This window comes from Pseudomonas arabinosi, from assembly GCF_047758675.1.
Classification (GTDB): Bacteria; Pseudomonadota; Gammaproteobacteria; order Pseudomonadales; family Pseudomonadaceae; genus Aquipseudomonas; species Aquipseudomonas arabinosi.
The window spans coordinates 1534856-1561611 of sequence record NZ_CP180480.1 but is presented as its reverse complement, the minus strand read 5'-3'; the positions used below and the strand labels follow the sequence as shown (position 1 = coordinate 1561611).

Annotated in this window: 26 protein-coding genes; 10 read left to right on the top strand and 16 right to left on the bottom strand. The window is 59.8% G+C overall.

Annotated features, from left to right (window positions below; translation table 11 throughout):
- Positions 1-120: 120 nt before the first annotated feature.
- The 10 genes from ACMXYJ_RS07190 to ffh all read right to left on the bottom strand — a co-directional run bounded on the left by ACMXYJ_RS07190 (position 121) and on the right by ffh (position 10068).
- On the bottom strand, positions 121-1479 hold the full coding sequence (locus ACMXYJ_RS07190) for a transporter substrate-binding domain-containing protein (RefSeq protein ID WP_415759262.1): 1359 nt from the start codon (positions 1477-1479) through the stop codon (positions 121-123).
- 133 nt (positions 1480-1612) lie between these two features.
- Positions 1613-3022, bottom strand: coding sequence for a threonine synthase (thrC, locus tag ACMXYJ_RS07185; protein ID WP_149631259.1), 1410 nt, complete (start codon positions 3020-3022; stop codon positions 1613-1615).
- A gap of 66 nt (positions 3023-3088) precedes the next feature.
- Entirely contained in the window at positions 3089-4393 is a 1305-nt protein-coding gene (locus ACMXYJ_RS07180) for a homoserine dehydrogenase (RefSeq protein ID WP_415759261.1), read from the bottom strand.
- A gap of 134 nt (positions 4394-4527) precedes the next feature.
- The gene (gene dsbC, locus ACMXYJ_RS07175) at positions 4528-5259 is read right to left on the bottom strand and encodes a bifunctional protein-disulfide isomerase/oxidoreductase DsbC (protein WP_415759260.1); all 732 of its coding nucleotides are present in this window, start codon (positions 5257-5259) and stop codon (positions 4528-4530) included.
- Positions 5260-5501: 242 nt separating this feature from the next.
- On the bottom strand, positions 5502-6398 hold the full coding sequence (gene xerD / locus ACMXYJ_RS07170; RefSeq protein WP_008151625.1) for a site-specific tyrosine recombinase XerD: 897 nt from the start codon (positions 6396-6398) through the stop codon (positions 5502-5504).
- A 99-nt stretch (positions 6399-6497) separates the two neighbouring features.
- Positions 6498-6848: a 50S ribosomal protein L19 gene (gene rplS, locus ACMXYJ_RS07165; protein WP_003175895.1), complete on the bottom strand. Its 351-nt coding sequence runs from the start codon at positions 6846-6848 to the stop codon at positions 6498-6500.
- 45 nt (positions 6849-6893) lie between these two features.
- The gene (gene trmD, locus ACMXYJ_RS07160; protein ID WP_154503229.1) at positions 6894-7667 is read right to left on the bottom strand and encodes a tRNA (guanosine(37)-N1)-methyltransferase TrmD; all 774 of its coding nucleotides are present in this window, start codon (positions 7665-7667) and stop codon (positions 6894-6896) included.
- Positions 7649-8185, bottom strand: a complete 537-nt coding sequence (gene rimM, locus ACMXYJ_RS07155; RefSeq protein WP_111451377.1) for a ribosome maturation factor RimM — start codon at positions 8183-8185, stop codon at positions 7649-7651. The genes trmD and rimM overlap by 19 nt, the downstream gene beginning before the upstream one ends.
- Positions 8186-8190: 5 nt before the next feature.
- Entirely contained in the window at positions 8191-8442 is a 252-nt protein-coding gene (gene rpsP / locus ACMXYJ_RS07150; RefSeq protein WP_007944872.1) for a 30S ribosomal protein S16, read from the bottom strand.
- Positions 8443-8691: 249 nt separating this feature from the next.
- Entirely contained in the window at positions 8692-10068 is a 1377-nt protein-coding gene (gene ffh, locus ACMXYJ_RS07145; RefSeq protein WP_415759259.1) for a signal recognition particle protein, read from the bottom strand.
- Between the two features lie 210 nt (positions 10069-10278).
- On the opposite strand from ffh, the gene ACMXYJ_RS07140 reads away from it, so the two are divergent.
- The 3 genes from ACMXYJ_RS07140 (at position 10279) to ACMXYJ_RS07130 (ending at position 14105) form a co-directional block, all read left to right on the top strand.
- A complete protein-coding gene (locus ACMXYJ_RS07140) occupies positions 10279-11091 on the top strand; it encodes a cytochrome C assembly family protein (RefSeq protein ID WP_033053429.1) in 813 nt (270 codons plus the stop codon).
- A gap of 12 nt (positions 11092-11103) precedes the next feature.
- Positions 11104-12339, top strand: coding sequence for a transporter associated domain-containing protein (locus ACMXYJ_RS07135; RefSeq protein ID WP_415759258.1), 1236 nt, complete (start codon positions 11104-11106; stop codon positions 12337-12339).
- A 449-nt stretch (positions 12340-12788) separates the two neighbouring features.
- A complete protein-coding gene (locus tag ACMXYJ_RS07130) occupies positions 12789-14105 on the top strand; it encodes an MFS transporter (protein WP_415759257.1) in 1317 nt (438 codons plus the stop codon).
- A 121-nt stretch (positions 14106-14226) separates the two neighbouring features.
- On the opposite strand, the gene purT is transcribed toward ACMXYJ_RS07130, so the two are convergent.
- From purT to ACMXYJ_RS07105, 5 genes are all read right to left on the bottom strand, one after another.
- The gene (purT, locus tag ACMXYJ_RS07125; protein ID WP_033056398.1) at positions 14227-15408 is read right to left on the bottom strand and encodes a formate-dependent phosphoribosylglycinamide formyltransferase; all 1182 of its coding nucleotides are present in this window, start codon (positions 15406-15408) and stop codon (positions 14227-14229) included.
- Between the two features lie 99 nt (positions 15409-15507).
- Positions 15508-15975, bottom strand: a complete 468-nt coding sequence (locus ACMXYJ_RS07120) for a preQ0 transporter (protein WP_140677754.1) — start codon at positions 15973-15975, stop codon at positions 15508-15510.
- 135 nt (positions 15976-16110) lie between these two features.
- Positions 16111-16326 carry a DUF1289 domain-containing protein gene (locus ACMXYJ_RS07115; protein ID WP_415759256.1) on the bottom strand — a complete coding sequence of 72 codons (216 nt, stop codon included), beginning with the start codon at positions 16324-16326 and terminating at the stop codon, positions 16111-16113.
- Positions 16323-16847 carry a gamma carbonic anhydrase family protein gene (locus tag ACMXYJ_RS07110; protein WP_007954617.1) on the bottom strand — a complete coding sequence of 175 codons (525 nt, stop codon included), beginning with the start codon at positions 16845-16847 and terminating at the stop codon, positions 16323-16325. The genes ACMXYJ_RS07115 and ACMXYJ_RS07110 overlap by 4 nt, the downstream gene beginning before the upstream one ends.
- 68 nt (positions 16848-16915) lie before the next feature.
- Positions 16916-17515, bottom strand: coding sequence for a CoA pyrophosphatase (locus ACMXYJ_RS07105; RefSeq protein WP_056743377.1), 600 nt, complete (start codon positions 17513-17515; stop codon positions 16916-16918).
- Between the two features lie 146 nt (positions 17516-17661).
- Between ACMXYJ_RS07105 and ACMXYJ_RS07100 the strand changes: the two genes are divergently transcribed.
- The 7 genes from ACMXYJ_RS07100 to nagE all read left to right on the top strand — a co-directional run bounded on the left by ACMXYJ_RS07100 (position 17662) and on the right by nagE (position 26249).
- Positions 17662-18213: an NUDIX hydrolase gene (locus ACMXYJ_RS07100; RefSeq protein ID WP_415759255.1), complete on the top strand. Its 552-nt coding sequence runs from the start codon at positions 17662-17664 to the stop codon at positions 18211-18213.
- Between the two features lie 64 nt (positions 18214-18277).
- Positions 18278-18781: a L,D-transpeptidase family protein gene (locus ACMXYJ_RS07095; protein WP_415759254.1), complete on the top strand. Its 504-nt coding sequence runs from the start codon at positions 18278-18280 to the stop codon at positions 18779-18781.
- 294 nt (positions 18782-19075) lie between these two features.
- The gene (locus ACMXYJ_RS07090) at positions 19076-19807 is read left to right on the top strand and encodes a GntR family transcriptional regulator (protein WP_415759253.1); all 732 of its coding nucleotides are present in this window, start codon (positions 19076-19078) and stop codon (positions 19805-19807) included.
- A 21-nt stretch (positions 19808-19828) separates the two neighbouring features.
- Entirely contained in the window at positions 19829-20935 is a 1107-nt protein-coding gene (gene nagA / locus ACMXYJ_RS07085) for an N-acetylglucosamine-6-phosphate deacetylase (protein ID WP_415759252.1), read from the top strand.
- The gene (locus ACMXYJ_RS07080; protein WP_415759251.1) at positions 20916-21938 is read left to right on the top strand and encodes an SIS domain-containing protein; all 1023 of its coding nucleotides are present in this window, start codon (positions 20916-20918) and stop codon (positions 21936-21938) included. The genes nagA and ACMXYJ_RS07080 overlap by 20 nt, the downstream gene beginning before the upstream one ends.
- A 37-nt stretch (positions 21939-21975) precedes the next feature.
- Positions 21976-24492: a phosphoenolpyruvate--protein phosphotransferase gene (gene ptsP / locus ACMXYJ_RS07075; RefSeq protein ID WP_415759250.1), complete on the top strand. Its 2517-nt coding sequence runs from the start codon at positions 21976-21978 to the stop codon at positions 24490-24492.
- A 41-nt stretch (positions 24493-24533) separates the two neighbouring features.
- Positions 24534-26249: an N-acetylglucosamine-specific PTS transporter subunit IIBC gene (gene nagE, locus ACMXYJ_RS07070; protein WP_415759249.1), complete on the top strand. Its 1716-nt coding sequence runs from the start codon at positions 24534-24536 to the stop codon at positions 26247-26249.
- 195 nt (positions 26250-26444) lie between these two features.
- On the opposite strand, the gene ACMXYJ_RS07065 is transcribed toward nagE, so the two are convergent.
- Positions 26445-26756: a YqfO family protein gene (locus ACMXYJ_RS07065; RefSeq protein ID WP_134101900.1), complete on the bottom strand. Its 312-nt coding sequence runs from the start codon at positions 26754-26756 to the stop codon at positions 26445-26447.

Sequence of the window (26756 nt, the reverse complement as noted above, 5' to 3'; positions counted from 1 at the left end):
GTACCTACAGTAAATGACCACTGGCTCGAGAAGAAAGTTCTGGATACCGACTGCTGGTGAACCTGCGCCTCTGGTCAATAGAGCATGCACGGCCAAGATGACAGAGAAAAAACAGCCGTCTCACGCCTGCTGCTTACGCCTGCCGATATCGGTCCATCCACCCAGCAGCCCCCGCAACTGTCCATCGGCACCGTAAAAAGGCACCGTCCACTGATAGACATGCCTGACGCCGTTGTTGAACGTCAACTGACGCTCACTGAAGCGCGTCTTGCGCGTACCGAGCTGGGCCATGAACTCTGCATGCAGCAGTTCGGCGGTCTCTTTGGGCAAGACGTCCAGTTCAATCAGCTGTCGTCCCTGAACCTGGTCGAAACGGGTCGACAAGCCCTCTTCATAACTTTTGTTACACATGATCAAACGCCCTTCCAGATCACGAACAAACATCGGATCGGGCATGGCATCCATCAACGCATGCTGGAAGGCAAGCTGATCACTCAGACTTTTCTCGGCATCCAGGCGTTGCTGGATCAATACCGTGAGCCGTCGGTTCCAGAGCAGGGACAACAGGCCGAACAGACTGACGATAAACATTCCCCAGCAGCCCCACTCGGCGAGTCGTTGCCAGGCGCCGGGCACCTTGACCGGGGCAATCCCATTGAGCCATTTCAGGCGAATGGCGCGCAATTCAGCTGGATCAAGCGCCTCAAGCGCCTTGTTGAGGATGCTCGACAGCTGAGGCTGACCTTTGCGTACGGCCAGGTGGTCCGCCTCCCATTTGCCCTCCACCGTATACCCGACCTTGAGCTGCCCGGACGGATAGAGTTGTGCTCCGGTTTCGTTTTCGATGGTGGCATAGGCCTCACCGCTCTCGACCAGCGCCCGGGCCTCCGCGTAGGTTTTAACCGAGCGCAGCTCGATGTCCGGATAGTCGCGGCGAATCGTGGCCTCCAGCGCATGCCGGGTCGGCAACACCAGAACCCTTCCCGACAGCTGCTCCAGGGATTGCACCTCTGGCGCCCCGGCCCGCCCGACGAACACCCAGCCAGCGCCACCGAACGCATGACTGAAATCCAGAAACGTCTTGCGTTCGTCATTCATCGCCAGCGTCGTACTCATGTCCGCTGCGCCACTTTCGAGTCGCCCGAGTAACTGATCGGTGGAAAACGATTCTTCGTGAACAAACTGCAATCCCGTCATCGCGCTGATGCGGTTGAGCAGATCATTGTTCAAGCCGCCCCAGTGGCCGCGCTCATCCTTGAACAGATACAGCGGATATTGCACCGATGCGACGATGACTTTTGAATGCTCGGCAATCCATTTCAACTCCTGAGCGTCCAGCTCGATCATTGGGCCCGCAACCGATCCTTTGGAATCGGTCGCCGCCAATTGCGACGCGCTCCCCCATTGAGCAAATCCCAGGGCGCCGACTAAAAAAAACATCCAGCACGCGGCTGGTTTTAACCCTCTGAAAAACAGCATTGCCACTTCCTTGGTGATCGTCTCGCCCGCCCTTCATAGGCGGCTCTTCATTTACGAAACCCGACAAGTGTGGCATGCAGAAATGAGAAAGCCCGTCAGGAGACGGGCTTCAAAATGTGACAGATTTAATCGGTTACAGAGGCTTGCCGCGATTGCCATGCTGACTGACAAAGGCCTGCACGGCTTTCAGGTCATTTGGCAGCACGGTGCAGCGCTCATCTCGCTCAAACAAATCAGAAAGATGTGCAGGTAGTTCGAGCGCTTTTCCTACGCCAGCTTTTTCCACTGCGTCCGGGAATTTGACCGGATGCGCCGTACCGAGGATCACCATCGGGATATCCAGGTTGCGACGGCACTCGCGCGCCGCCTTCACCCCGATAGCGGTGTGCGGATCCAGCAGTTCGCCGGTTTGCTCAAAAACTTCGGCAATGGTTTCGCAGGTTTGAGCGTCATCCACGGCCAGCGAATCGAACAGCTTGCGGGCTTCGGTCCAGCGCTCCTGTTCGACACTGAAACCGCCACCTTGCTTGAAGGTGTCCATCAGTCCTGCAATCGCTGCGCCGTTGCGACCGTGCAGGTCGAACAGCAGGCGTTCGAAGTTCGACGACACCATGATGTCCATCGACGGCGACAGCGTGGCGTGCAGGGTGTCCTTGACGTACTGATTGCCGCTCATGAAGCGGTGCAGGATGTCATTGCGGTTGGTGGCGACGATCAACTGGTTGATCGGCAAGCCCATGTTGCGCGCCAGGTAACCGGCGAAAATGTCGCCGAAGTTGCCGGTCGGCACCGAGAACGATACCGAACGTGCCGGGCCGCCCAACTGCAGGGCTGCATGGAAGTAGTAAACGATCTGGGCCATGATTCGCGCCCAGTTGATCGAGTTCACGGCGACCAGACGCGTGCCTTTGAGGAAGCTCTGGTCAGCGAAGCTGGCCTTGACCATTTCCTGGCAGTCATCGAAGTTGCCTTCGATGGCGATGTTATGGATGTTCTCGCCGAAGATCGTGGTCATCTGGCGACGCTGCACTTCGGACACACGGTTGTGCGGGTGCAGGATAAAGATGTCGACGTTTTCGCAGTGCTTGCAGCCTTCGATGGCGGCCGAACCGGTGTCGCCGGAGGTGGCGCCGACAATCACTACGCGCTCACCGCGCTTTTCCAGCACGTAGTCGAGCAGACGACCCAGCAGCTGCAAGGCGAAGTCTTTGAACGCGAGGGTCGGGCCGTGGAACAGCTCCAGCACCCATTCATTGCCGTTCAGCTGACGCAACGGTGCCACGGCGTTGTGGGAAAACACGCCATACGTTTCTTCAAGAATCTTTTTGAAATCGGCATCGGGAATGCTGCCCGTGACGAACGGGCGCATCACCCGGAAGGCCAGCTCGTGATACGGCAGGCCGGCCCAGGAAGCGATTTCTTCCTGGGTGAAACGTGGCAGGTTTTCCGGGACGTACAGACCGCCGTCCGTGGCCAGACCGGCCAGCAGGACGTCTTCGAAATTCAGGGCCGGTGCCTGGCCGCGGGTACTGATATAACGCATGACTGGCTCCAATAGACAGTGTTCGCAAACCCGGGCCCGCAGGCGAACCCGGTGAACGATAACGGCTTAGTTCAGGTGCTCGACGCGGATCCGGACGACCGGACCGACCACGCCAGCCAAGGCTTCGAGGGCGGCGATCGCGTCGTTCATGTGCTGTTCCAGCACGCGGTGAGTCAGCAGGATCATCGGCACCAGGCCGTCGTGTTCTTCGACTTCCTTCTGCATGATCGATTCGATGTTGATGCCGCGCTCCGACAGGATGCTCGCCACCTGCGCCAACACGCCCGGATGGTCCTTGGCCTGGATGCGCAGGTAATAGGAGCTTTCGCAAGCCTCGATCGGCAGGATCGGATGGGCCGACAGCGAATCCGGCTGGAAGGCCAGGTGCGGTACGCGGTTTTCCGGATCCGAGGTCATGGCGCGAACCACGTCCACCAGGTCGGCGATCACCGACGAAGCGGTCGGCTCCATGCCCGCGCCAGCGCCGTAGAACAGGGTCGAACCGGCGGCATCACCGTTGACCATCACCGCGTTCATCACGCCGTTGACGTTGGCGATCAGGCGATCGGCCGGGATCAGCGTCGGGTGCACGCGCAACTCGATACCGGCCGCGGTGCTGCGCGCCACGCCCAGGTGCTTGATGCGATAGCCCAGCGCTTCGGCGTAGTTCACGTCAGCAGTGGTCAGCTTGGTGATGCCTTCGGTGTAAGCCTTGTCGAACTGCAGCGGGATACCGAACGCGATGGACGCCAGGATCGTCAGCTTGTGGGCCGCGTCGATGCCTTCAACGTCGAAGGTCGGATCGGCTTCGGCGTAACCCAGGGCTTGCGCCTCGGCGAGTACGTCTTCGAAAGTCCGGCCCTTCTCACGCATTTCGGTGAGGATGAAGTTACCGGTGCCGTTGATGATGCCGGCGACCCAGTTGATGCGGTTGGCCGACAGGCCTTCACGGATCGCCTTGATCACCGGAATGCCACCGGCCACGGCGGCTTCGAACGCCACAATCACGCCCTTCTCCCGGGCCTTGGCGAAAATTTCATTACCGTGAACGGCGATCAACGCCTTGTTCGCGGTCACAACATGTTTTCCGTTCTCGATCGCTTTGAGTACCAGCTCGCGGGCAACGGTGTAGCCGCCCATCAGCTCTATGACGATGTCGATCTCAGGGTTCGTGGCCACTTCGAAGACATCGTTGGTAATCGCAATACCGGTCGTCTGGAACTGAGGCTTTGGCGTGCGCATGGCAATTTGTGCCACTTCGATTTCACGCCCGGCACGACGAGAAATTTCCTCGGCGTTACGCTGAAGTACGTTGAAGGTACCGCCACCGACGGTCCCTAACCCACAGATGCCTACTTTGACCGGTTTCACTGTGAACTCCCCATAAAACGGCCGACTCAAGGCCGGCCGTGAAAACAACCGCATACTCGCGGTTCTCTATTAATGGCTCGGCGAACGCTGTCGCCGAACCATGATCGTCAATGGCTGACCGTGACGATGCGAATTTACTTCGCGCCCAGCGCCAGTTTGGCGACTTGTGGCGCAGGCTGGTAGCCCGGAATGACCTGGCCGTCGGCCAAAACGATGGCCGGTGTACCGTTCACGCCGATCGACTGACCGAGGGCGAACTGCTTGGAAACCGGGTTATCGCACTTGGCGGCCTTGATTTCCTTGCCATCGACCATCTTGTCCATGGCAGCTTTCTTGTCTTTCGAGCACCAGACCGCTTGCAGCTGTTCATCACCCGGCGAGCCAAGGCCCTGGCGCGGGAACGCGACGTAACGCACTTCGATGCCGCGCTTGTTCAGCTCAGGCACTTCGGCGTGCAGCTTGTGGCAGTACGGGCAGGTGGTGTCGGTGAACACGGTGATGTGCGATTTGGTTTCGCCGATCGCCGGGTAGACCACGGTTTCAGCCACTGGAATTTCGTTGACCAGTTTGGAGACGCCCAGGCGCTCGGTCTTCTCGGTCAGGTTGACCGGTTTGCCGTCCTTGAGCTGGAACATGTAACCCTGAACGACGTACTGGCCGTCGGCACTGGCGTAGAGCACGCGGCTGCCTTTGAGTTTGACTTCGTACAGACCTGGCAGCGGGCTGGCTGTGATGGTTTCTACCGGCACCTCGAGCTGGAGGTTTTCCAGGCTTTTACGAATGGCTTTGTCGGCCGCGTCATCGGCGACGGCAAAGGTGCTGACCAACGCAATGGCTGCGGCGGCGAAAATCTGGGTCAGACGCATGAGAACTCCTGAAGGCGGACAAATGGGACGATCAGAACGCCCGTGCCGAAACACCGGGTCATAAACGCCCATCGTGCAAACCGGCAAAGCCTACCACATAAGGCCCGTGTGGCCGAATGCACTGTGGCGAGGGGATTTATCCCCGCTGGACTGCGCTGCAGTCCCATTTTTGGGGCTGCTTCGCAACCCAACGGGGATAAATCCCCTCGCCACAGGTAGGCATTTTAAATTTAGAGCCTGCGCTATCCGCGCGGGTGGTGTTTGGCGTGCAGGTCCTGCAAACGGGCGCGGGCGACGTGGGTGTAGATCTGCGTGGTCGACAGATCGCTGTGGCCGAGCAGCATTTGCACCACCCGCAAGTCCGCGCCATGGTTGAGCAAGTGCGTGGCGAAGGCATGGCGCAAGGTGTGCGGCGACAGCGACTTGCCGATCCCGGCCACCTTGGCCTGATGCTTGATGCGATGCCAGAAGGTCTGCCGAGTCATCTGCTCGCCGCGTTGGCTGGGGAACATGACATCGCTGGGACGCCCGCCAAGCAGCTCCTGGCGGCCATCGCGCAGGTAACGCTCGACCCAGACAATCGCCTCCTCGCCCATCGGCACCAGCCGCTCCTTGCTGCCCTTGCCCATCACTCGCAGCACGCCTTGGCGCAGATTGACCTGCTCCAGTGTCAGGCTGATCAGCTCCGTCACACGCAAGCCGCAGGCATAAAGCACTTCGAGCATGGCGCGGTCACGCTGGCCGATGGCTTCGCTCAGGTCGGGGGCTTTTAACAAGGCCTCCACATCCGCTTCCGACAAGGACTTTGGCAATGGCCTACCCAGCTGCGGCATGTCGACACGCAAGGTCGGATCGACGGCAATCAGCTTTTCCCGCAGCAAATAGCGATAGAAGCCACGCACGCCGGAGAGAAATCGCGCCGTCGAGCGGGGTTTGTAATTTTGCTCCAGTCGCCAGGCCAAGTGATCGAGGATCAATTCGCGGCCGGCATTGATCAACTCCAGCCCTTTTTCCTGCAGCCAGCCGTTGAACAGGGCCAGGTCACTGCGATAGGCATCGCGGGTGTTATCGGAAAGACCTTTCTCCAGCCACAGAGCGTCGAGGAATTGGTCTATCAGTGGATGATCGATGGCGGGCATAAAGGCTCAGGCAAGACCGACAGTACGGCCAGGGAAGATAAATCGCAGGCAACAAAAAAGCAGCCCGTAGGCTGCTTTTTTCTGCATCGGAAGCTGGACTTAAGCCAGTTTTTCCTTGATGCGAGCTGCTTTACCGGACAGGTCACGCAGGTAGTACAGCTTGGCTTTACGTACGTCACCGCGACGTTTAACGGCCATGCTGTCGATTTGCGGGCTGTAGGTCTGGAAAGTACGCTCTACGCCAACACCGTTGGAGATTTTACGAACGGTGAAAGCACTGTTTACGCCGCGGTTACGCTTGGCGATAACAACACCTTCGAACGCTTGCAGACGCGAACGGTCGCCTTCCTTCACTTTCACCTGAACGACAATAGTGTCGCCCGGGGCAAAGGTAGGGATCTCTTTGGTCATCTGCTCTGCTTCGAGTGCAAGGATGATTTTGTTAGTCATGCTGTGCTCCTAAGGTAAATCGTCGGATCTACCATCGATACGTTGTTAACTATCGTCCCGCTCGCGGATGTATTCCTCGAGCAGCTTCTTCTCTTCTCCAGAAAGCGAGCGGCTTTCCAGAAGATCGGCGCGTCGTTCAAAGGTCCTACCAAGGGACTGCTGTAAACGCCAACGCCGGATATGCGCGTGATTGCCACTTAGCAATACGTCGGGAACACGCTGATCCGCATACACCTCCGGTCGGGTGTAGTGCGGGCAATCCAGCAAACCATCCGTAAAGGAATCTTCCTCGGCGGAGTCCGCATGCCCTAAAGCTCCAGGCAGCAGTCGTGTAACCGCATCGATCAGGACCATCGCCGGCAGCTCGCCGCCAGACAGTACATAGTCGCCAATCGACCACTCTTCATCGACATGAGCCTCTATAAAACGCTCGTCAATGCCTTCATAGCGACCGGCAATCAGGATCAATGCATCCAGATTCGCCAACTCGCGTACCGCCGACTGAGTCAGTTGACGGCCTTGGGGGGACAGGTAAATTACCTTCGCCGCCTCCCCGGCTGCTGCCTTGGCCTGAACCAACGCATCTTCCAGGGGCTTGATCTTCATCACCATGCCCGGACCACCGCCAAATGGGCGATCGTCCACAGTGTGATGTCGATCCGTCGTGTAGTCTCGCGGATTCCAACAGGTGAGCTGCAAGAGCCCCTGTTTCACCGCACGACTGGTGATGCCGTACTCGCTGATGGCGGAGAACATCTCGGGAAACAAACTGATCACTTCTACGCGCAAGTTAGCCACGCTTAGAAGTCCGCATCCCATTCCACCTTCATCTCGCCTGCGGCAAGGTCGACGGCCAACACGCATTGCTCCGTATAGGGCAACAGGCGTTCGCGATCATCCAGGCTGCCAGCGCAAGGCTTGATCACCATTACATCATTGGCGCCGGTTTCCAGAAGATGATCGATTTTCCCGAGCAATTGCCCGAGTTGATCAATGACCTTCAGACCTTCCAGCTGGTACCAGTAGTACTCGCCGTCGGTCAATTCAGGGAACAGGTTGCGCGGCACGCAGATCTCATAACCGGCCAGAAGACGCGCTTCTTCACGATCATCAAGACCCTTGAGCTTTGCGACCAGGAACTTGTCGTTCCCACGTCCGCTGACCAGCTCAACCTGTTTCACACTACCTTCGCGCTTGAGCGTCCAGGTTTTGTACTGCAACAGGTTTTCAGTCGGATCAGTAAAGGAATACACCTTCACTTCGCCGCGAACGCCATGAACCGAATAAATTTTGCCGATAACGATCAAATCATCAGCAACAGCTGGCGTCGCGTTCATATTGCTCAGGCCGCAGCCTTAGCCGCGTCCTTCAACAACTGAGCAACACGCTCAGAAGGTTGTGCACCAACGCTCAGCCAGTAGGCTACGCGCTCTTGGTTCACGGACAGACGGACTTCTTGACCACGAGCAACAGGGTTGAAGAAACCAACCTGTTCCTTGTGCGAACCGTCGCGCGGGTTGCGGCTGTCGGTTACGGTCAAGTGGTAAAACGGGCGCTTTTTGGAGCCGCCAAGGGCAAGACGGATTGTTAGCATGTGAACATCGTTCCTGTAGTCGGTGCTGCAAATCTAAAGGCACAGCGGGCATAGGTGCCCGAAAGGCCGCATATTCTAAGGAATATCCGGACTTTTGCAAATGTCTTTTTCCGGCGGCCTTTCAGTCGCCATCAAGATTTGCTATAGAGCCGTCGTTGAAAACGGCCAGTCAGCTCCCGCCAAGCGCGGGTTTGCTGGAGATCCCACTTCCATGTGGGAGGTGCAAGGGCAAGCCCTTGCGTGAATTCTTTACATTCTTGGCATGCCGCCGCCGGGCAACATACCGCCCATGCCGCGCATCATTTTGGCCATTCCGCCTTTCGCGGAGAACTTTTTCATCATCTTCTGCATCTGCTTGTGCTGCTTGATCAAGCGACCGATGTCCTGCACCTGAGTGCCGGAACCCATGGCGATCCGGCGTTTGCGCGAACCGCTGATCATCTCAGGGTCGCGACGCTCGGCCGGAGTCATGGAATTGATGATGGCTTCCATCTGTTTGAATTGTTTCTCTGCCGCGCCTTGGGCGTTGCCCATCTGCGCCGGGTTCATACCGGGCATGTTTGGCAGTTTGTCCATGAGGCCGCCGAGGCCGCCCATGTTTTTCATCTGTTGCAGCTGATCGCGGAAGTCTTCGAGGTCGAAGCCCTTGCCCTTCTTCAGCTTCTTGGCCAGTTTGTCGGCCTTGTCCTTGTCGAGGGTTTGTTCAGCCTGCTCGATCAGGCTGAGTACGTCGCCCATACCAAGGATGCGCGAAGCAATACGCTCCGGGTGGAACGGTTCGAGCGCGTCGCTCTTCTCGCCCATACCGATGAACTTGATCGGCTTGCCGGTGATTGCGCGCACCGACAGTGCGGCACCGCCACGGGCGTCGCCGTCGACCTTGGTCAGGATCACACCGGTCAGCGGCAGAGCATCGCCGAAGGCCTTGGCCGTGTTGGCGGCATCCTGACCGGTCATGGCGTCGACCACGAACAGCGTTTCCACCGGGTTGATCGCGGCATGCAGGGCCTTGATCTCGCCCATCATCTCTTCATCGATGTGCAGGCGACCGGCGGTATCGACGATGACCACGTCGATGAATTTCAGTTTTGCTTCTTTAATAGCCGCTTGCGCGATGTCGACCGGCTTCTGGCTCAGGTCGGACGGGAAGAAGGTAACGCCGACTTCACCCGCGAGCATTTCCAGCTGCTTGATCGCTGCCGGACGGTAAACGTCCGCAGATACGACCATGACCGACTTCTTCTTGCGCTCTTTGAGGAAGCGCGCGAGTTTGCCGGCGGTGGTGGTTTTACCCGCACCCTGCAAACCGGCCATCAGCACGACGGCAGGAGGAACGGCGCTCAGGTTCAAGTCTTCGTTGGCCGCGCCCATCAGGCTTTCGAGTTCGGCCTGGACGATCTTCACGAAGGCCTGGCCCGGCGTCAGGCTGCGCGACACCTCGGTGCCGACGGCGCGTTCCTTGACCGAATTGACGAAGTCTTTCACCACCGGCAAGGCGACGTCAGCTTCGAGCAACGCCATGCGCACTTCGCGCAGGGTGTCTTTGATGTTGTCTTCGGTCAGCTTGGCCTTGCCGGTGACATGGCGCAGCGTCTGCGAGAGACGGTCGGTTAAGTTTTCAAACATTGCGCGATCCTTTCAGGCCCTGTGTAGACCGGGATAATGGCGGCCCAGACCGGAATAAACATGAGCTCGGCGAGCCTGCGGCGTGGGCAGGTCGCGGATTATAGCGAAGACTGCGTCTGGCGGACACCTCGTCGTCAGGTTGCATGGTCTTTCGTGCTACGGGGGTTCTATGCCAAACTCAGCGCCTTTCGGGCTTGCCTAACAGGATTTATGCTCCCCTTGTCACCCAGTTTGCTAGCTACCCTCGCCGCCGCCTGCTTATACGCCGCTGCGACCCTCTATCAGGGCACTCGTCTGGCCACCGGTGCCAAGGCGAACAAACGCCTGCTTGTCACGCTCGGCGTGCTCGCCGTGCTGGCTCATAGCGCCAGTCTGTTCACCCACCTGCTGACACCGATTGGCCTGGGCCTGGATTTTTTCAGCGCCGCCAGCCTGATTGCCGCCGCGGTGATTGCCCTGACGTTGTTGGCCTGCTCGCGGATCCCGGTGGAGAACCTGCTTATATTGCTGTTTCCGCTCGGCGCCGCCACCGTGCTGCTCGCACAGTTCGCCCCCGCCGGCACGGTGCAGATCATCGACGAAGAACCCGGCATCCTCGCCCACATCCTGCTGTCGATCCTCGCCTACGGCATGTTCACCATCGCGGTATTCCAGGCATTGTTGCTGCTGGTTCAAGACCATCAGCTCAAGCACAAACACCCGTCGGGCCTGATCAAGAACTTCCCGCCGCTGCAAACCATGGAAAGCCTGCTGTTCGGTTTCCTCTGGGCCGGCTGGACCCTGCTGTCGCTGTCGCTGATCTCCGGCTGGCTGTTCGTCGACAACCTGTTCGCCCAGCACCTGGTGCACAAAACCTTGCTGGCATGCCTCGCCTGGATCGTCTTCAGCGTACTGCTCTGGGGCCGTAACCGCCTCGGCTGGCGCGGACACAAGGCCATTCGCTGGACCCTCGCCGGTTTCTGCCTGCTGATGCTGGCCTATTTCGGCAGTAAGCTGGTTCGTGAATACATCCTGCATATCTGACGGGCGGCATTAATGGACGACTTGCCCATAGGGCCGATGATCGCGGTAGTGGCCCTGCTGATTTTATGGTCGGGACTGTTTACCGCCATCGAAGCGGCACAACAGCACTTGCTCGCCCAGCGGACCGCTTCGCGTTCGAGCGACAAGCCGGTGGCAAAACTGAGCTTTTCGCTCAATAGCCTGATCCTCTGCAACACCCTGTGCCGCGCACTGGTCGTGGTCATCAGCACCTTGCTGGCGATTTTCACTTGGGCGGAAAACGGTCCATGGGTGGCCTGCCTGGGGGCTGGCGCCGTGCTTCTGGTGTTCGCCGACTACCTGCCGCGCACCCTCGCCGTCCGCTATCCGGACGCCGTCCTGGCCCTGGGCAACACCTTGCTTGGCGCGCCACTGAAAATCATCTATCCCGCCGCCTGGGCGCTCAATGGCATAAGCCAGCTGCTGATGCGACCGTTCGCCCGCAAAGTCAACGTGGTGCAGCAGAGCGAAGACGAAGCCCCGAACGATCGGCACGACGATCACGAACACGCCGTCTGTCGCCCACACCCGCTGTCAGGCATCCATGCGCTGGACAACATCACGGTCAACGACATTCTGGTGCCGCGCAGTGACGTCGAAGGGGTCAACCTGGACGACTCCCTCGAGGAAATCATCGAGCAGCTTCGCACCAATAAACGCACGCGCTTGCCGGTTTTCCACAGCGACATCAATCAGGTCGAGGCGGTACTCAATACCCGGCAGATCCGCCATCTCCTGTCCGACGCCAGCCTGACCCTAGACGCACTGCTGGCAGCCTGTCACGACCCCTACTTCGTGCCGGAAAGCACCCCACTGCAACTGCAGCTGTTGAATTTCCACAAACAACAGCGACGCCTGGGCATGGTGGTCGACGAGTATGGCGAAGTGCTCGGTATCGTGACCCTGGAAGACATTCTCGAAGAAATCGTCGGCGAGTTCGAAAGCCAGCACAGCCTGGATAACCCGCACATCCATCCACAGGCCGATGGCCGCCTGGTGATCGAAGGGGCCGCGTCGATTCGCGAATTGAACAAGAGCCTGGGTTGGCACTTGCCAAGCGACGGTCCGAAAACCCTCAACGGGTTGGTGACCGAGGCGCTGGAGACGATTCCGGACAGTGCGGTATGCCTGAAGATCGGGCGTTATCGGCTGGAGATTCTGGAGACGGAAGACAATCGCGTCAGTCGCGTACTGATCTGGCATACCAGCTCGGTTCCGGCAGTAATCTAAACCGTGGCACCTCCCCTGCGGTGTGGGGTTTATCTGTGGCGAGGGGATTTATCCCCGTTGCGTTGCGAAGCAGTGCCAAAACCTCTGTAACTGTATTTTTATCTGCCAAACCTCATTTGAAGTTTTGGGGCCGCTTCGCTGCCCTGCGGGGATAAATCCCCTCGCCACAACTGCATTGCCAGCCCTTAGCCACTTATTGTCATCGCCAGCACTTGGCCACTTGTTTGATCGTTAGCCTCCTTCCTATAATCGATCCGCTTACCCAAGCCTCCGCCGGACCAGGTGCTTACCCCGCACTCAGCAGGTTCCGGCCAGATCATCGACAATATCCGCACCACACCGACGACTGTTCCTACCTTGAACAGCGGCCGCGCCTCACTCCCACATCCCTGGGTGTTCGACCATAATAATTCGCTCCACTGGGGCACATGACTGTCAGGGATAACCGCATGACGACCAGCACGACTTATAACGACACCGCGCCTGCGCAACCGACGAACTCCGCCACCCGCGTGGCGACCGCGAGTTTCATCGGCACCGCCATCGAGTTCTACGACTTCTACGTCTACGCCACTGCCGCTGCGCTGGTGATCGGTCCGGTATTTTTCCCGCAGACCTCCGGCACGGCCCAGATGCTGTCGGCGTTCCTCACCTTCGGCATCGCCTTCCTGGCTCGACCTCTGGGTTCAGCGTTGTTCGGCCATTTTGGCGACCGTATCGGGCGCAAATCGACCCTCGTGGCCTCGCTGCTGCTGATGGGCGTGTGCACCACACTGATCGGCGTGCTCCCGGGTTACGACAGCATCGGGGCCTGGGCGCCGATCCTGCTTTGCGTGCTGCGCTTCGGCCAGGACCTGGGACTCGGCGGCGAATGGGGCGGCGCTGCGCTGCTGGCGACGGAGAATGCCCCCAAGGGCAAACGCGCCTGGTTCGGCATGTTCCCGCAGCTTGGCCCGTCGATCGGCTTCCTCGCGGCCAACGGCCTGTTTCTGACGCTGGCAATGACCCTGAACGACGAACAGTTCCGCTCGTGGGGCTGGCGGATTCCCTTCCTGCTCAGCGCCGTTCTGGTGATGGTCGGCCTGTACGTGCGCCTCAAGCTCCATGAAACACCGGTATTCGCCAATGCCATGGCCCGTCAGGAACGGGTGAAAATCCCGCTGGTTGAGCTGTTCAGCCAATACTGGGCCCCGATGTTGCTGGGTGCCGGGGCGATGGTGGTGTGCTACGCGCTGTTCTATATCTCGACGGTGTTTTCGCTGAGTTATGGCGTCTCGACGCTCGGCTACACCCGCGAGACCTTCCTCGCACTGCTGTGCTTCGCCGTGCTGTTCATGGCCGCCGCTACGCCACTGTCGGCCTGGGCCAGTGATCGTTACGGGCGCAAACCGGTGCTGATCATCGGCGGCGTGCTGGCGATTCTGTCCGGCTTCCTGATGGAGCCGCTGCTGACCCAAGGTTCGACCTGGGGCGTGGCGTTGTTCCTGTGCATCGAGCTGTTTCTGATGGGCGTGACGTTTGCGCCGATGGGCGCGCTGCTGCCGGAGCTGTTTCCAACCCACGTGCGTTATACCGGTGCGTCGGCAGCCTACAACCTGGGCGGCATTGTCGGGGCCTCGGCGGCGCCGTTCTTCGCACAGAAGCTGGTGGCGATGGGCGGTTTGAGTTATGTCGGCGGGTATGTGTCGGGGGCGGCGGTGCTGAGCTTGATCGCTGTGCTGTGCCTGAAAGAAACGCGCGATAACGATCTGAATCGGGTTGCCTGAAGAAAAAGCAAAAGCTTCGCGAGCAAGCCCGCTCCCACATTAGATTTTGGATGTATACAAAATCTGTATTCACCCCGGTCAAGTGTGGGAGCGGGCTTGCTCGCGAATGGCGCGACTCGGTTTACAGCTCTACTACGACAGCCTGAGAGGCGCGGGTCGCCTTGGCGCGAGCCGCGTCAATCGACTCATCACGCGCCAACGCCACACCCATCCGACGCTGACCATTGACCTCAGGCTTGCCGAACAGACGCAACGCCGTGTCCGGCTCGCTCAACGCAGCCCCCAGATTGGCGAAAGCCGTCTGAGTCGACTGCCCTTCCACCAGAATTACCGCCGAAGCCGACGGACCGAACTGACGGATCAGTGGAATCGGCAGGCCCAGAATCGCCCGTGCGTGCAGCGCGAACTGCGACAGGTCCTGGGAAATCAACGTCACCAGACCGGTGTCATGTGGACGCGGCGAGACTTCGCTGAACCACACCTGATCACCTTTGATAAACAGCTCAACACCAAACAGACCACGGCCACCCAAGGCTTCAGTGACGGCTTTGGCAACGCGCTCGGATTCGGCCAGGGCAATCGGGCTCATGGCTTGTGGCTGCCACGATTCCTGATAGTCGCCCTTCTCCTGACGGTGACCGACTGGTGCGCAGAACGTAGTGCCGCCAACGTGACGCACGGTCAACAGGGTGATTTCGTAGTCGAAATCGATGAAGCCTTCGATGATCACGCGGCCTTTACCGGCACGGCCGCCTTCTTGAGCGTAATCCCAGGCTTTCTGCACGTCATCGACGCTACGCAGCAGGCTCTGGCCTTTACCCGACGAACTCATCACCGGTTTAACCACACATGGGAAGCCGAGGTCTTCGACAGCCTTGCTGTAATCCTCGAAGGTGTCGGCGAAGTGGTACGGCGAGGTCGGCAGGTCCAGCTCTTCAGCGGCCAGGCGACGGATGCCTTCGCGGTTCATGGTCAACTGCGCGGCGCGAGCGGTCGGGATCACGGTGAAGCCTTCGGCTTCCAGTTCCACGAGGGTCGCGGTGGCAATGGCTTCGATTTCCGGCACGATGAAATGCGGCTTTTCGGCTTCGATCACCGCACGCAGGGCGGCGCCATCGAGCATGTTGATTACATGGCTGCGATGGGCAACCTGCATGGCAGGCGCATTGGCGTAGCGATCCACGGCAATCACTTCAACGCCCAGGCGTTGCAGCTCGATCACCACTTCCTTGCCCAACTCGCCACAGCCACACAGCAATACGCGGGTCGCGGTTGGCGACAATGGAGTTCCGATACGGGTCATCTCAGGTCCTCAAGAAGCGGATCATCGAGGGTCGCGGCAACTGGCGCGCTTCCCATGGGGAGAAAGCGCGGCATTTTACATGAACCGGCGGGTTTGGCTTCAGCTGACGACGGCCTGCTTACGCAAGCGCCAGGCCATGATCAGCCACACGGCGGTCACGCCCGCGAACTTCGAGCCCATGGCGGTGAGGATCACGCCCGGGGTGAACGCATCGATCATGCCGAAGAAGATGAAGGTATCGAGAGGAATGCTCAGGGCCGAACTTATCCACAGGCGGTCGTGCAAGGGACGCTTGGTGATGCTGAACACCAGCCAATCGATACATTCGGACACCGCGAACGCCGTGGCGCTGGCCAGCGCGATGGAGGGATCGGACGTCACATAGGACAACACCAGCGCTGCCAGCATCGCCGCGATCGCGCCATGGCCGAAACGGGTTTGCACCATGTCGCGCAAAACGAACACCAAACCACCCCAGGCTGACCAGATGATGTCCAGGTGCGGAGCGGTGGAAAAGGCGAAGTTGATCAGCACGACGCTGCTGATGTAAGCGATCAGGAAGAACATGAGGCGGCGGGATACCTGTCAATTTGGCGCACAGGGTACCGTAGGAGCTGACGAGTGCAACGAGGCTGCGATCTTTTGACGTTATTTTTTAAAGGCAAGATCAAAAGATCGCAGCCTCGTTGCACTCGTCAGCTCCTACAGGTTGGGAGTTTTACCGATCATCCAGAGTATCCCGCTGGATTTGGCCCGTTCATGACACAACCCCAGCACCTTGCGCCGCTCTTCGTTGTCCATCCGGCTCCAGCGCGTGATCTCTTCCACCGTGCGCTGGCACCCGGTGCAAATGTCATCGTCGTCCAACGCACAAATGTTCACGCAGGGCGATAGCACCGGCCGTTCAGTGGTACTCATTCTTCCTGCTCAACCAGATCGCGGGCATAACGTTGCGAGTTATGCACATAGTGAGCAGCGCTGGCCTCCAGCATTTTTTTCTGTGGCTCGGTCAGCTCGCGCACTACTTTGCCGGGGGAGCCCATGACCAGCGAGCCGTCTGGAATCTCCTTGCCCTCACCGATCAGTGAGTTGGCGCCGATGATGCAGTTCTTGCCGATTTTCGCGCCGTTGAGGATCACCGCATTAATCCCGATCAAGCTGTAATCGCCCACCGTGCAGCCATGAAGCATGGCGTTATGGCCGATGGTCACGCCGGTGCCGATCGTCAGCGGATAACCCATGTCGGTGTGCATCACCGTACCGTCCTGGACGTTGCTGTTCTTGCCGATCAGGATCAGTTCGTTGTCGCCACGCAGCACAGCGTTGAACCAGACGTTGGCGCCCTCTTCCAGTTTGACCTTACCCACCAGCACGGCATTGGGTGCGACCCAGCTCTGCGGATGGGTTTCGACGCGGGCGTCGCCCAGGCGATATTTCATCTTATTGTCCTCAAGGCCAGGCAGGCTCACTTGCAAAAAGCGGGGTTCACGCCATACGGGCGATGGCTTCAGGTGTTGATAAACGTCTTGGGTGGCTGGTGCAGGCTGATTTTGGCGTCATAGAGCAGGTTGATCAACTCGACAATCATAATCGCCGTCAGGCCCCAGATTTTGTACTCGCCATAACGATAGCTCGGCACGTACCAACTGCGGCCCTGGTAATCGATGCGATGGGTGTGTTCGCGCGGATCCTTGCGGAAGAACTCCAGCGGTACGCTGAAGACTGCGGCGATCTCGGCATCGTTGGCCCGGTACTCGACAAAGTCCGGAATCACACCGACATAGGGTGTGACCTTGATGCCGTGCAGGGAGATCAACGGGCTCAGCGGGCCGATCACTTCGACCAGCCCCGGCGGCAGGCCGATTTCTTCTTCGGCTTCGCGCAGGGCGGTGAAAATAAGGTCAGGGTCTTCGGGGTCGCGTCGCCCGCCGGGAAAGGCGACTTCGCCGCCATGGGTCGAGAGTCCGCTGGCGCGCAGGGTCAGAACCAGTTCCGGTTCGTCACTGCGAGTGATGGGCACCAGGACCGCGGCCTCGGGGAAACGTTTATCGGTTTCCAGTGTGCGTGGGGTGTGGTTGCTTACTCGATGCAGTAGCTCGTCCAGCATGAGACTTCTCGATTTGTTCGCTACCTCGCATCATGCACCAATCGAACCGACCGCCCAAGCCCATAACCACTGCATGTCGCTAAACGACAACTTGCCGACAGACACCGCCGCACGCCAAGATAGGCGCAGCATTCAGGAACCCAAGCATGAAATTTTGCAGTCAGTGCGGCAACCCGGTGACCCAGCGCATTCCAGAGGGCGATTCGCGCCTGCGTTTTGTCTGTGACAGCTGTCAGGCAATTCACTACCAGAACCCCAATATCGTCGCCGGTTGCGTGGCGACCTGGGGCTCCAAGGTCTTGCTGTGCCGACGCGCCATCGAGCCTCGGCTCGGTTATTGGACCCTGCCCGCCGGCTTCATGGAAAACGGTGAAACCATCGAGCAGGCGGCCATTCGCGAGACAGCCGAAGAAGCCTGCGCGCGGGTGCGCAACCTGAGCATCTATACGTTGATCGACGTGCCGCACATCAGCCAGGTGCATGTATTCTTCCGCGCCGAGCTGGTGGACCTGGATTTTTCCGCTGGTCCCGAAAGCCTTGAAGTGGCGCTTTTCGAAGAAGCCGACATCCCTTGGTCCGAGCTGGCTTTCCGCACGGTGGGCCGTACCTTAGAATGCTTCTTCGCTGACCGGCGGACCGAGGTCTACCCCGTGCGGTCCGAGTCGATCCCGCCGCTTGCTCAGCCTGCCAACACATAAAGCTCCTGGCTCTAAAATCACCTATAACTTAATAGTCGCGACACCTTTTAGGGATATCGTTTCAATGCGCTGGTTGCTTGCCCTGTTTTGCTTGTCGTTCGTCGCTGTCTCCCAGGCTTCCGTTGCGGAAACACTGGACGGCAAAGTCATCGAAAAAGTTCTGGTGCTCAAGTCCGCCCACCAATTGCAATTGATCAATGACGGCAAGCCGTTCAAGACCTATCGCATCTCCTTGGGCAAACGCCCCATCGGCCCGAAACTCATGGAAGGCGACAAGCGCACGCCTGAAGGTTTCTATTGGCTGGATTGGCGCAAGGTTAGCGATAAATTCAATCTGGCGATGCACATCTCCTACCCGAACATCAGTGACTCCGTGCGCTCCCGTCGTGAAGGCGTCGAACCCGGCAGCATGATCATGATCCACGGCACCCCGGACACTGAGGAAAATCCCGAAGACCTGTTCCACACGCTGGACTGGACCGACGGTTGCATTGCCATGCGCAACATGGACATGCGCGAGGTTTGGGGTTTGGTGCCGGACGGCACGATGATCGAAATCCGCCCGTAACGGCTACCTTCCGTCGCTCCTCAAAAAATAAAATCAAAAGATCGCAGCCTTCGGCAGCTCCTACCGGGTAGATACCAATTTCACCCGTAGGAGCTGCCGAAGGCTGCGATCTTTGCTGTTGAAATCCCCACCTCTAATACCACTTAAAACCTACAGCCCTTCAGCCCACCCAATTGGGCAGGCCTTCTCGCGCCCATAGCAAAGTACTGGCATTGACATGGTATTTAAGTGGTATTAGGTTTCATCCCACCACCGGGCGACAACAATCCTATATCCGCATCGGACCGAACCTACATGAATGACCTCCAGGCCCTACGCCCTGACGACACCCAACCCACGCCGTTGTACCTGCAACTGGCGCGCAATCTGGAAGCGGCGATCCATGCCGGCCAGTGGAAAGCCGAACAGGCCATGCCGTCGGAGCGCAACCTCAGCGAGCTGCTGGGCATCTCCCGCGTCACCGCCCGCAAAGCGCTGGAAGTTCTGTTCGAGCAAGGCCTGATCCGCCGCAACCAAGGTTCCGGCACCTTCATCACCCCACGCCTGGAACAACCGCTGTCGCGCCTCTCGGGTTTCAGCGAAATGCTGCGGTTGAAGGGCTTCGTCCCAGGCTCGCAATGGCTGGAGCGTGAAATCACTCCGCCGACCCACGAAGAACTGATCCGCCTCAGTCTCTCGCCGAACGACAAGGTCGCGCGGCTCAAACGCCTGCGTAAAGCCGACGACACGGTGATGGCAATCGAGATGAGCACCCTGCCCGCCTCGATCATTCCCAAGCCACAAGCGGTGGGCGACTCCCTCTACGAATACCTCGACGGCATCGGCAAGCCGATCGTCCGCGCCCTGCAGCACATTCAAGCGATCAACGCCTCGGACGAATTCGCCGCCCTGGTAGGAATCGCCCCCGGCACCGCCATGCTGCTGATGACCCGGGTCGGTTACCTGGAAGACAACACGCCAATCGAAGTCACCGACACCTATTGCCGCAACGACTACTACGACTTTGTCGCAGAGCTTCGTCGCTAGACAAGCAACCGAGAACTGATCATGTCCGAAGACAACATCCTCACCGCCCGCGGCTGGATTCGCGGCCGGCTGATTCACGAACACGGCAAAGTCGTGTCGATCGAAGGCCAACCGTGCGATCCGGCCGACAACGACCTGCCTTACCTGCTGCCGGGTTTCATCGACCTGCACGTTCATGGCGGCGGCGGCAAAGACATCATGGAAGGTGCACCAGCCTTCGAGACCATCACCAGAACCCACGTGCGTTTCGGCACCACGTCGCTGCTGGCGACCACCATGACCGCGCCGAACGAAGAGATTTCGCGAGTACTCAAGGACGTCGGCGAGTTCTGCGAGCAGCGCCCAAAAGGCAGCGCCCGAGTCCTCGGCGTGCACCTCGAAGGCCCGTACATCAACCCCGGAAAACTCGGCGCCCAACCGAATTTCGCCCACACCGCGTTGATGGCCGAAGTCGAAGAATACCTGGCACTGGCGCCGATCCGGGTGATCACCATCGCCCCGGAAATCGCCGGCCACGATGCGTTGATCCGCGCTCTCAGCGCCCGTGGCGTGCGCATGCAAATCGGCCACACCCTCGGCAGCTACGAGGAAGGCGTTGCCGCGCTGAACGCCGGCGCCAGCAGTTTCACCCACCTCTACAACGCCATGAGCCCGCTGCATCACCGCGAGCCAGGCATCGTCGGCGCAGCACTGGCTCATGCCAAATACGCCGAACTGATTCCGGACTTGCTGCACGTGCACCCCGGCGCCATCCGTGTCGCCCTGCGCTCGATCCCATGCCTGTATTGCGTCACCGATTCCACCGCCGCCGCCGGCATGCCCGACGGTGAATACAAGCTCGGCAGCCACACGGTGACCAAATGCCTGGGCGGTGTGCGCTTGCCCGACGGCACTTTGGCTGGCAGCACCCTGACCATGGATCAGGCCCTGCGCAATCTGGTGAAGATCGGTTTGCCGATCGCCGAGGCCTCGCAACGCCTTTCGCAATTCCCCGCCGACTACCTCGGCCTCAACGACCGCGGACGCCTGCAACCCGGCAGCTGGGCCGACTGCGTGCGGCTCGATCGCTCACTCACACTGACCGCCGTCATGGTCGAAGGAGAAGACATTGACTTCAAAAATGCTTGAAGAGGCGCTGTCCTCGTTCGAGGCCGTGCAAGCCCAATTGCAGCAACTCGACCCGCAGATGATCGAGATCGCCGGGCGCCTGCGCCGTCAGCCGCCGCAAGTGGCGATGACCGTCGCTCGCGGCAGCTCCGATCATGCCGCCAGTTACTTCGCCTACCTGACCATGCAGCAATTGGGCTTCCCGGTGGCGTCGTTGCCGATGTCGGTGGTGACCATGCTGCAAGCACCGCTGAAGGTCAGCGGCCAGGTGGCGTTCGCCTTCTCGCAGTCCGGGCAAAGTCCCGATCTGGTGAACAGCATGCGTCTACTGCGCAAGCGTGGCGCCCTGAGCATCTCGATGGTCAACGCCGAGAGTTCGCCGCTGGAGGCCGCGTGTGAGTTCAGCCTGCCGCTGTGTGCCGGCATCGAAAACAGCGTCGCCGCGACCAAGAGTTTTATCGCCACCCTCAGCGCCAGCGCCCGTTTGATCGCCCACTGGAAAGAGGACGTGGAACTGCTGCAGTCCGGTCTCACGCTGCCGGACGGTTTGCGCGAGGCGGCGAAACAGGACTGGAGCCTGGCCATCGATGCCCTGCGCGATTGCCAGCGCCTGATGGTGATCGGCCGTGGCGCCGGTTTCGCCATCGCCCAGGAAGCTGCGTTGAAATTCAAGGAAACCTCGGCGATCCAGGCCGAAGCCTTCAGCAGCGCCGAGGTCCGTCACGGCCCGATGGCGTTGATCGACGAGAATTATCCACTGCTGATCTTCGCCCCGCGCGGTGCCGAGCAGGCCGGTTTGCTGAGCCTCGCCGCCGACATGCGCCAGCGCGGTGCCCGCGTATTGCTGGCCGCACCGGATGACATTGCCGAACGCGACCTCACCCTGAGCCGCGCCGAGCACCCGGCCCTCGACCCGATTCTGGCAATCCAGAGTTTCTACGTCATGGCCGCCGGTTTGGCCGTCGCCCGAGGCATGGACCCGGACCAGCCGCGGCACTTGAGCAAAGTGACCCGCACGCACTGAGTCCGAACCCGTACGTATTTCCTGATGAGACCGAGCCATGCACAACAATAATAAAGAGCTGACCCTCAGCGCCCCGCTCAGCGGCCCGGTGCTCACGCTCGCCAAAGTCCCGGACCCGGTGTTCGCCAGCGGCGCCATGGGCGACGGGATCGCCATCGATCCGCTGAACGACACCCTCCACGCCCCGTGCGCCGGCGTCGTGGTGCACGTCGCGCGCACCGGCCACGCCGTCACCTTGCGTGCCGACAACGGCGCCGAATTGCTGCTGCATCTGGGGCTCGACACCGTTGAGTTGCAGGGCGAAGGCTTCTCGATGCTGGTCAAGGAAGGTGCGCGAGTCAGCAATGGCCAACCGTTGTTGCGCTATGACCTGGACAAGGTCGCGCAGCAGTGCAAAAGCCTGGTCAGCCTGATGATCCTGACCAACAGCCAGGACTTTCAGGCGCGGCCGATCACGCTGAAGTCGGTGAAAGTGGGCGAGCCATTGCTGCACATCATTCGTCGGCACGCGTCGGGCGCGCAGGCTGAAGCGGAGCTGTCCGGGGAAGAGATTCATGGCCACATTCGCATCGCCCATCGTGGCGGGTTGCATGCTCGTCCGGCGGCGCTGATTCGTCAGACGGCGCAAGGTTTCAAGAGCAAATCGCAGCTGCATTTCGCTGGCAAATCGGCGACCTGCGACAGTTTGATCGGACTGATGGGGTTGGCCATCGGCGAACAGGACGAGGTTCAAGTCAGTTGCCAGGGGCCGGACGCCGAAGCCGCGTTGCAAGCGTTGCTGATCGCGTTATCCACAGCGCTGGCCGAAGACAGCCATGCCGCCGCGCCGGCACCGCTTGCCCGTCGCACCCGAGCTGCCGAAGCAGGCGTGCTGCACGGCGTCTGCGCCGCTCCCGGTTTGGTTGGCGGCCCGTTGTTCCGCTTGACCGCAATCAGCCTTCCGGTGGACGCCGGCCACCATGATCCCGAGCAACAGCTGCACGCTCTCGATACCGCGCTGACTGTTGTGCGCAGTGAAATCGACCACACGCTGGCCCAAGCCAGGAAACATAAAAACACCGACGAAGAAGCGATCTTCGCCGCCCACCTCGCCCTGCTCGAAGACCCGGCGCTGCTAGACGCAGCAAACACCTCCATCGATCAGGGCATGGCCGCGACCCACGCCTGGAGCCAATCGATCGACGTGCAGTGCGAAGTGCTCCAGCAACTCGGCAGCCCGCTGTTGGCCGAGCGCGCCAATGATCTGCGCGACCTCAAACAACGCGTGCTGCGCGCCCTGCTCGGTGAAACCTGGCACTACGACGTGCCGGCAGGCGCCATCGTCGCCGCGCATGAATTGACGCCGTCCGATCTGCTGCAACTCAGTCAGCAAGGTGTCGCCGGGTTGTGCATGGCCGAGGGCGGCGCAACGTCTCACGTCGCCATTCTCGCTCGCGGCAAAGGTTTGCCGTGCATGGTCGCGCTGGGTTCTACGCTGCTGGATCAGCAGCAAGGCCAAGCGGTTGTGCTGGATGCCGATGGCGGTCGCCTCGAACTGATGCCAAGTGCCGAACGTTTGGCCGAAGTGCATCAGGCGCAACTCGATCATCAACAGCGCCGCGCCGAACAACAGGCTCAGGCTCACACCCCGGCGCTGACGCTCGACGGTTTGCAGATTGAGGTCGCCGCCAATGTGGCTTCCAGCGCTGAAGCGGCCGAGGCGTTGGCCAATGGTGCAGACGGGGTCGGCTTGCTGCGTACCGAGTTTCTGTTTGTGGATCGCAACACCGCACCGGACGAAGAGGAACAGCGCGCTGCTTATCAAGCCGTGCTCGACGCCATGGGCGACAAGTCGGTGATCATCCGCACCATCGACGTTGGCGGCGACAAACAACTCGACTATTTGCCGCTGCCGGCCGAGGCCAATCCCGTGCTTGGCCTGCGCGGTATTCGCCTGGCTCAGGTCCGTCCGGAAATTCTCGATCAGCAACTGCGTGCGCTGCTGCACATCAATCCGCTTTCGCGTTGCCGGATCCTGTTGCCGATGGTGACTGAAGTCGATGAGTTGCTGCACATCCGCCAGCGTCTCGACGCGTTGTGCACTGAACTCGGTGTGCTTGAGCGCCCAGCGCTGGGCGTGATGATCGAAGTCCCGGCCGCTGCGCTGCTGGCCGAGCAGCTTGCAGAGCATGCGGACTTCCTGTCCATCGGCACCAACGACTTATCGCAATACACCCTGGCCATGGACCGCGACCACGCCGGCCTCGCTTCGCGGGTGGACGCCATGCACCCGGCACTGCTGCGGCTGATCGCCCAGACCTGCGCCGGTGCTGCGGCGCATAACCGTTGGGTTGGTGTTTGCGGCGCGCTCGCCTCCGATCCGCTGGCCACGCCGGTACTGATTGGCCTGGGCGTCAGCGAGTTGTCGGTCAGCCCAGTGCAGATCGGTGAAATCAAGGACCGCGTCCGTCACCTCGACGCGAGCGAATGCCGACGCATCAGCCAGGACCTGCTCAAGTTGAGCAGCGCTGCGGCCGTGCGTCACGCCTGTCACCAGCAATGGCCTCTGAGCTGAGCTCTCACCAACAAAACAACAAAAATCCAGGGAGAACCGCCATGTACCACTACTTCATCGAAGGCCTGCAACGCCTCGGCCGCGCGCTGATGCTGCCGATCGCGATCCTGCCGATCGCCGGCCTGTTGCTGCGCCTGGGCGACACCGACCTGCTGAACATCGCGATCATCCACGACGCCGGCCAAGTCATCTTCGCCAACCTGGCAATGATCTTCGCCATCGGCATCGCGGTCGGTTTCGCAAAGGACAACAACGGCACCGCAGGCCTCGCCGGCGTCATTGGCTACCTGGTGATGATCTCCACGCTCAAGGTGCTCGACGCGAGCATCAACATGGGCATGCTCGCCGGGATCGTCAGCGGCTTGATGGCCGGCGCGCTGTACAACCATTTCAAGGACATCAAACTGCCGGAGTACCTGGCGTTCTTCGGCGGCCGGCGCTTCGTGCCGATTGTCACCGGGTTTGCCGCCGTCGGCCTGGGCGTGATCTTCGGGTTGATCTGGCCACCGATCCAGCAAGGCATTAACAGCTTCGGCACCTTGATGATGGAGAGCGGCAGCTTCGGCGCGTTCGTCTTTGGCGTTTTCAATCGCCTGCTGATCGTCACCGGGCTGCACCACATCCTCAACAACATGGCGTGGTTCGTCTTCGGCAACTTCACCGACCCGACCACGGGCGCCATCGTCACCGGCGACCTGTCGCGCTACTTCGCCGGTGACCCGAAGGGCGGCCAGTTCATGACCGGCATGTTCCCGATGATGATCTTCGGCCTGCCCGCCGCCTGCCTGGCGATGTACCGCAATGCCCTGCCGGAACGCCGCAAGGTCATGGGCGGGATTTTCCTGTCGATGGCGCTGACGTCGTTTCTGACCGGCGTGACCGAGCCGATCGAATTCGCCTTCATGTTCCTCGCGCCGCTGCTTTATCTAGTGCATGCGTTGCTGACCGGGCTGTCGATGGCGATCACCAACCTGCTGAACATTCACCTCGGCTTTACGTTTTCCGGTGGCTTGATCGACATGATTCTCGGCTGGGGAAAATCCACCAACGGCTGGTTGATGGTACCGGTCGGCCTGGCGTATGCGGTGATCTACTACGTGGTGTTTGATTTCTGCATTCGTCGGTTCAACTTGAAAACGCCGGGGCGTGAAGGTGCTCTGAATGGCGACAAAGTGGTCATCGCTGAGCATGAACGGGCCGGGGCTTACATCAAGGCGCTGGGCGGTGCGCAGAATTTGATCACCGTGGGTGCGTGCACCACTCGGTTGCGGCTGGACATGGTAGATCGCAACAAGGCAAACGATGCGGAGTTGAAAGCGCTGGGTGCGATGGCGGTGGTGCGTCCGGGTAAAGGCGGGAGTTTGCAGGTGGTGGTCGGCCCGATGGCGGACAGCATTGCTGATGAGATTCGCTTGGCGATGCCTGCATTGGGCCGCGCGATCATTTCCTCCCCTCCTGCGGTTACCGATGCGCCGAAACCTGCTGCGGTGGCGAATTCAGAAGCACAGCAATGGCTGAACGCTTTGGGTGGCGGCGAGAACGTGTTGCAGATGGACTGCATCGCCATGACCCGGATCCGGTTGCAACTGGCAGATGGCAAGGCATTGTCGGAATGTGATCTGAAGGCGCTGGGTTGCCAGGGTGTGAGTCAGTTGGAAGGTGGGGTTTGGCATCTGTTGATTGGTGAAAAGGCATCGAGTTTGAATGATGCACTGGAGGCGCTGGTAAATCGCAGTGAGGTGAGTGCCAAGGTTTAAACCACGCTCTCTGTAGGAGCTGTCGAGTGAAACGAGGCTGCGATCTTTTGATCTTGAAAAATCATAATCAAAAGATCGCAGCCTCGTTTCACTCGACAGCTCCTACAAGGTGTGTGTGCATTCATTGATTGTTCAGGCAACAAAAAACCCGCTGAACGCAAATTCAGCGGGTTTCTCATTTCAGCGGCAGGCAGATCAAAAATCCTCCAACCGCCACACCTCATAAGCCGGCGTCTCGTAGGGATGACTCTGCTTCAGAGCCAACACCACAGCGCGAATCAACTCGTCACTGACCACAAGCTCAACCTTCCATTCCTCCACCTGCTCGACCTGCCCCGCTTCCCCAATAAACGGCTGACTGCCATCCAATGGGCGAAACTGGCCAAGGCCAAGCACCTGCCACGCGCAATGGTCATAAGCGCCGATCCGTCCGCCACCGGCGGCGAATACGGCACTCTTGACCTGTTCCACATGACTGGCCGGAACAAAAAAACTCAGCTTGTACAC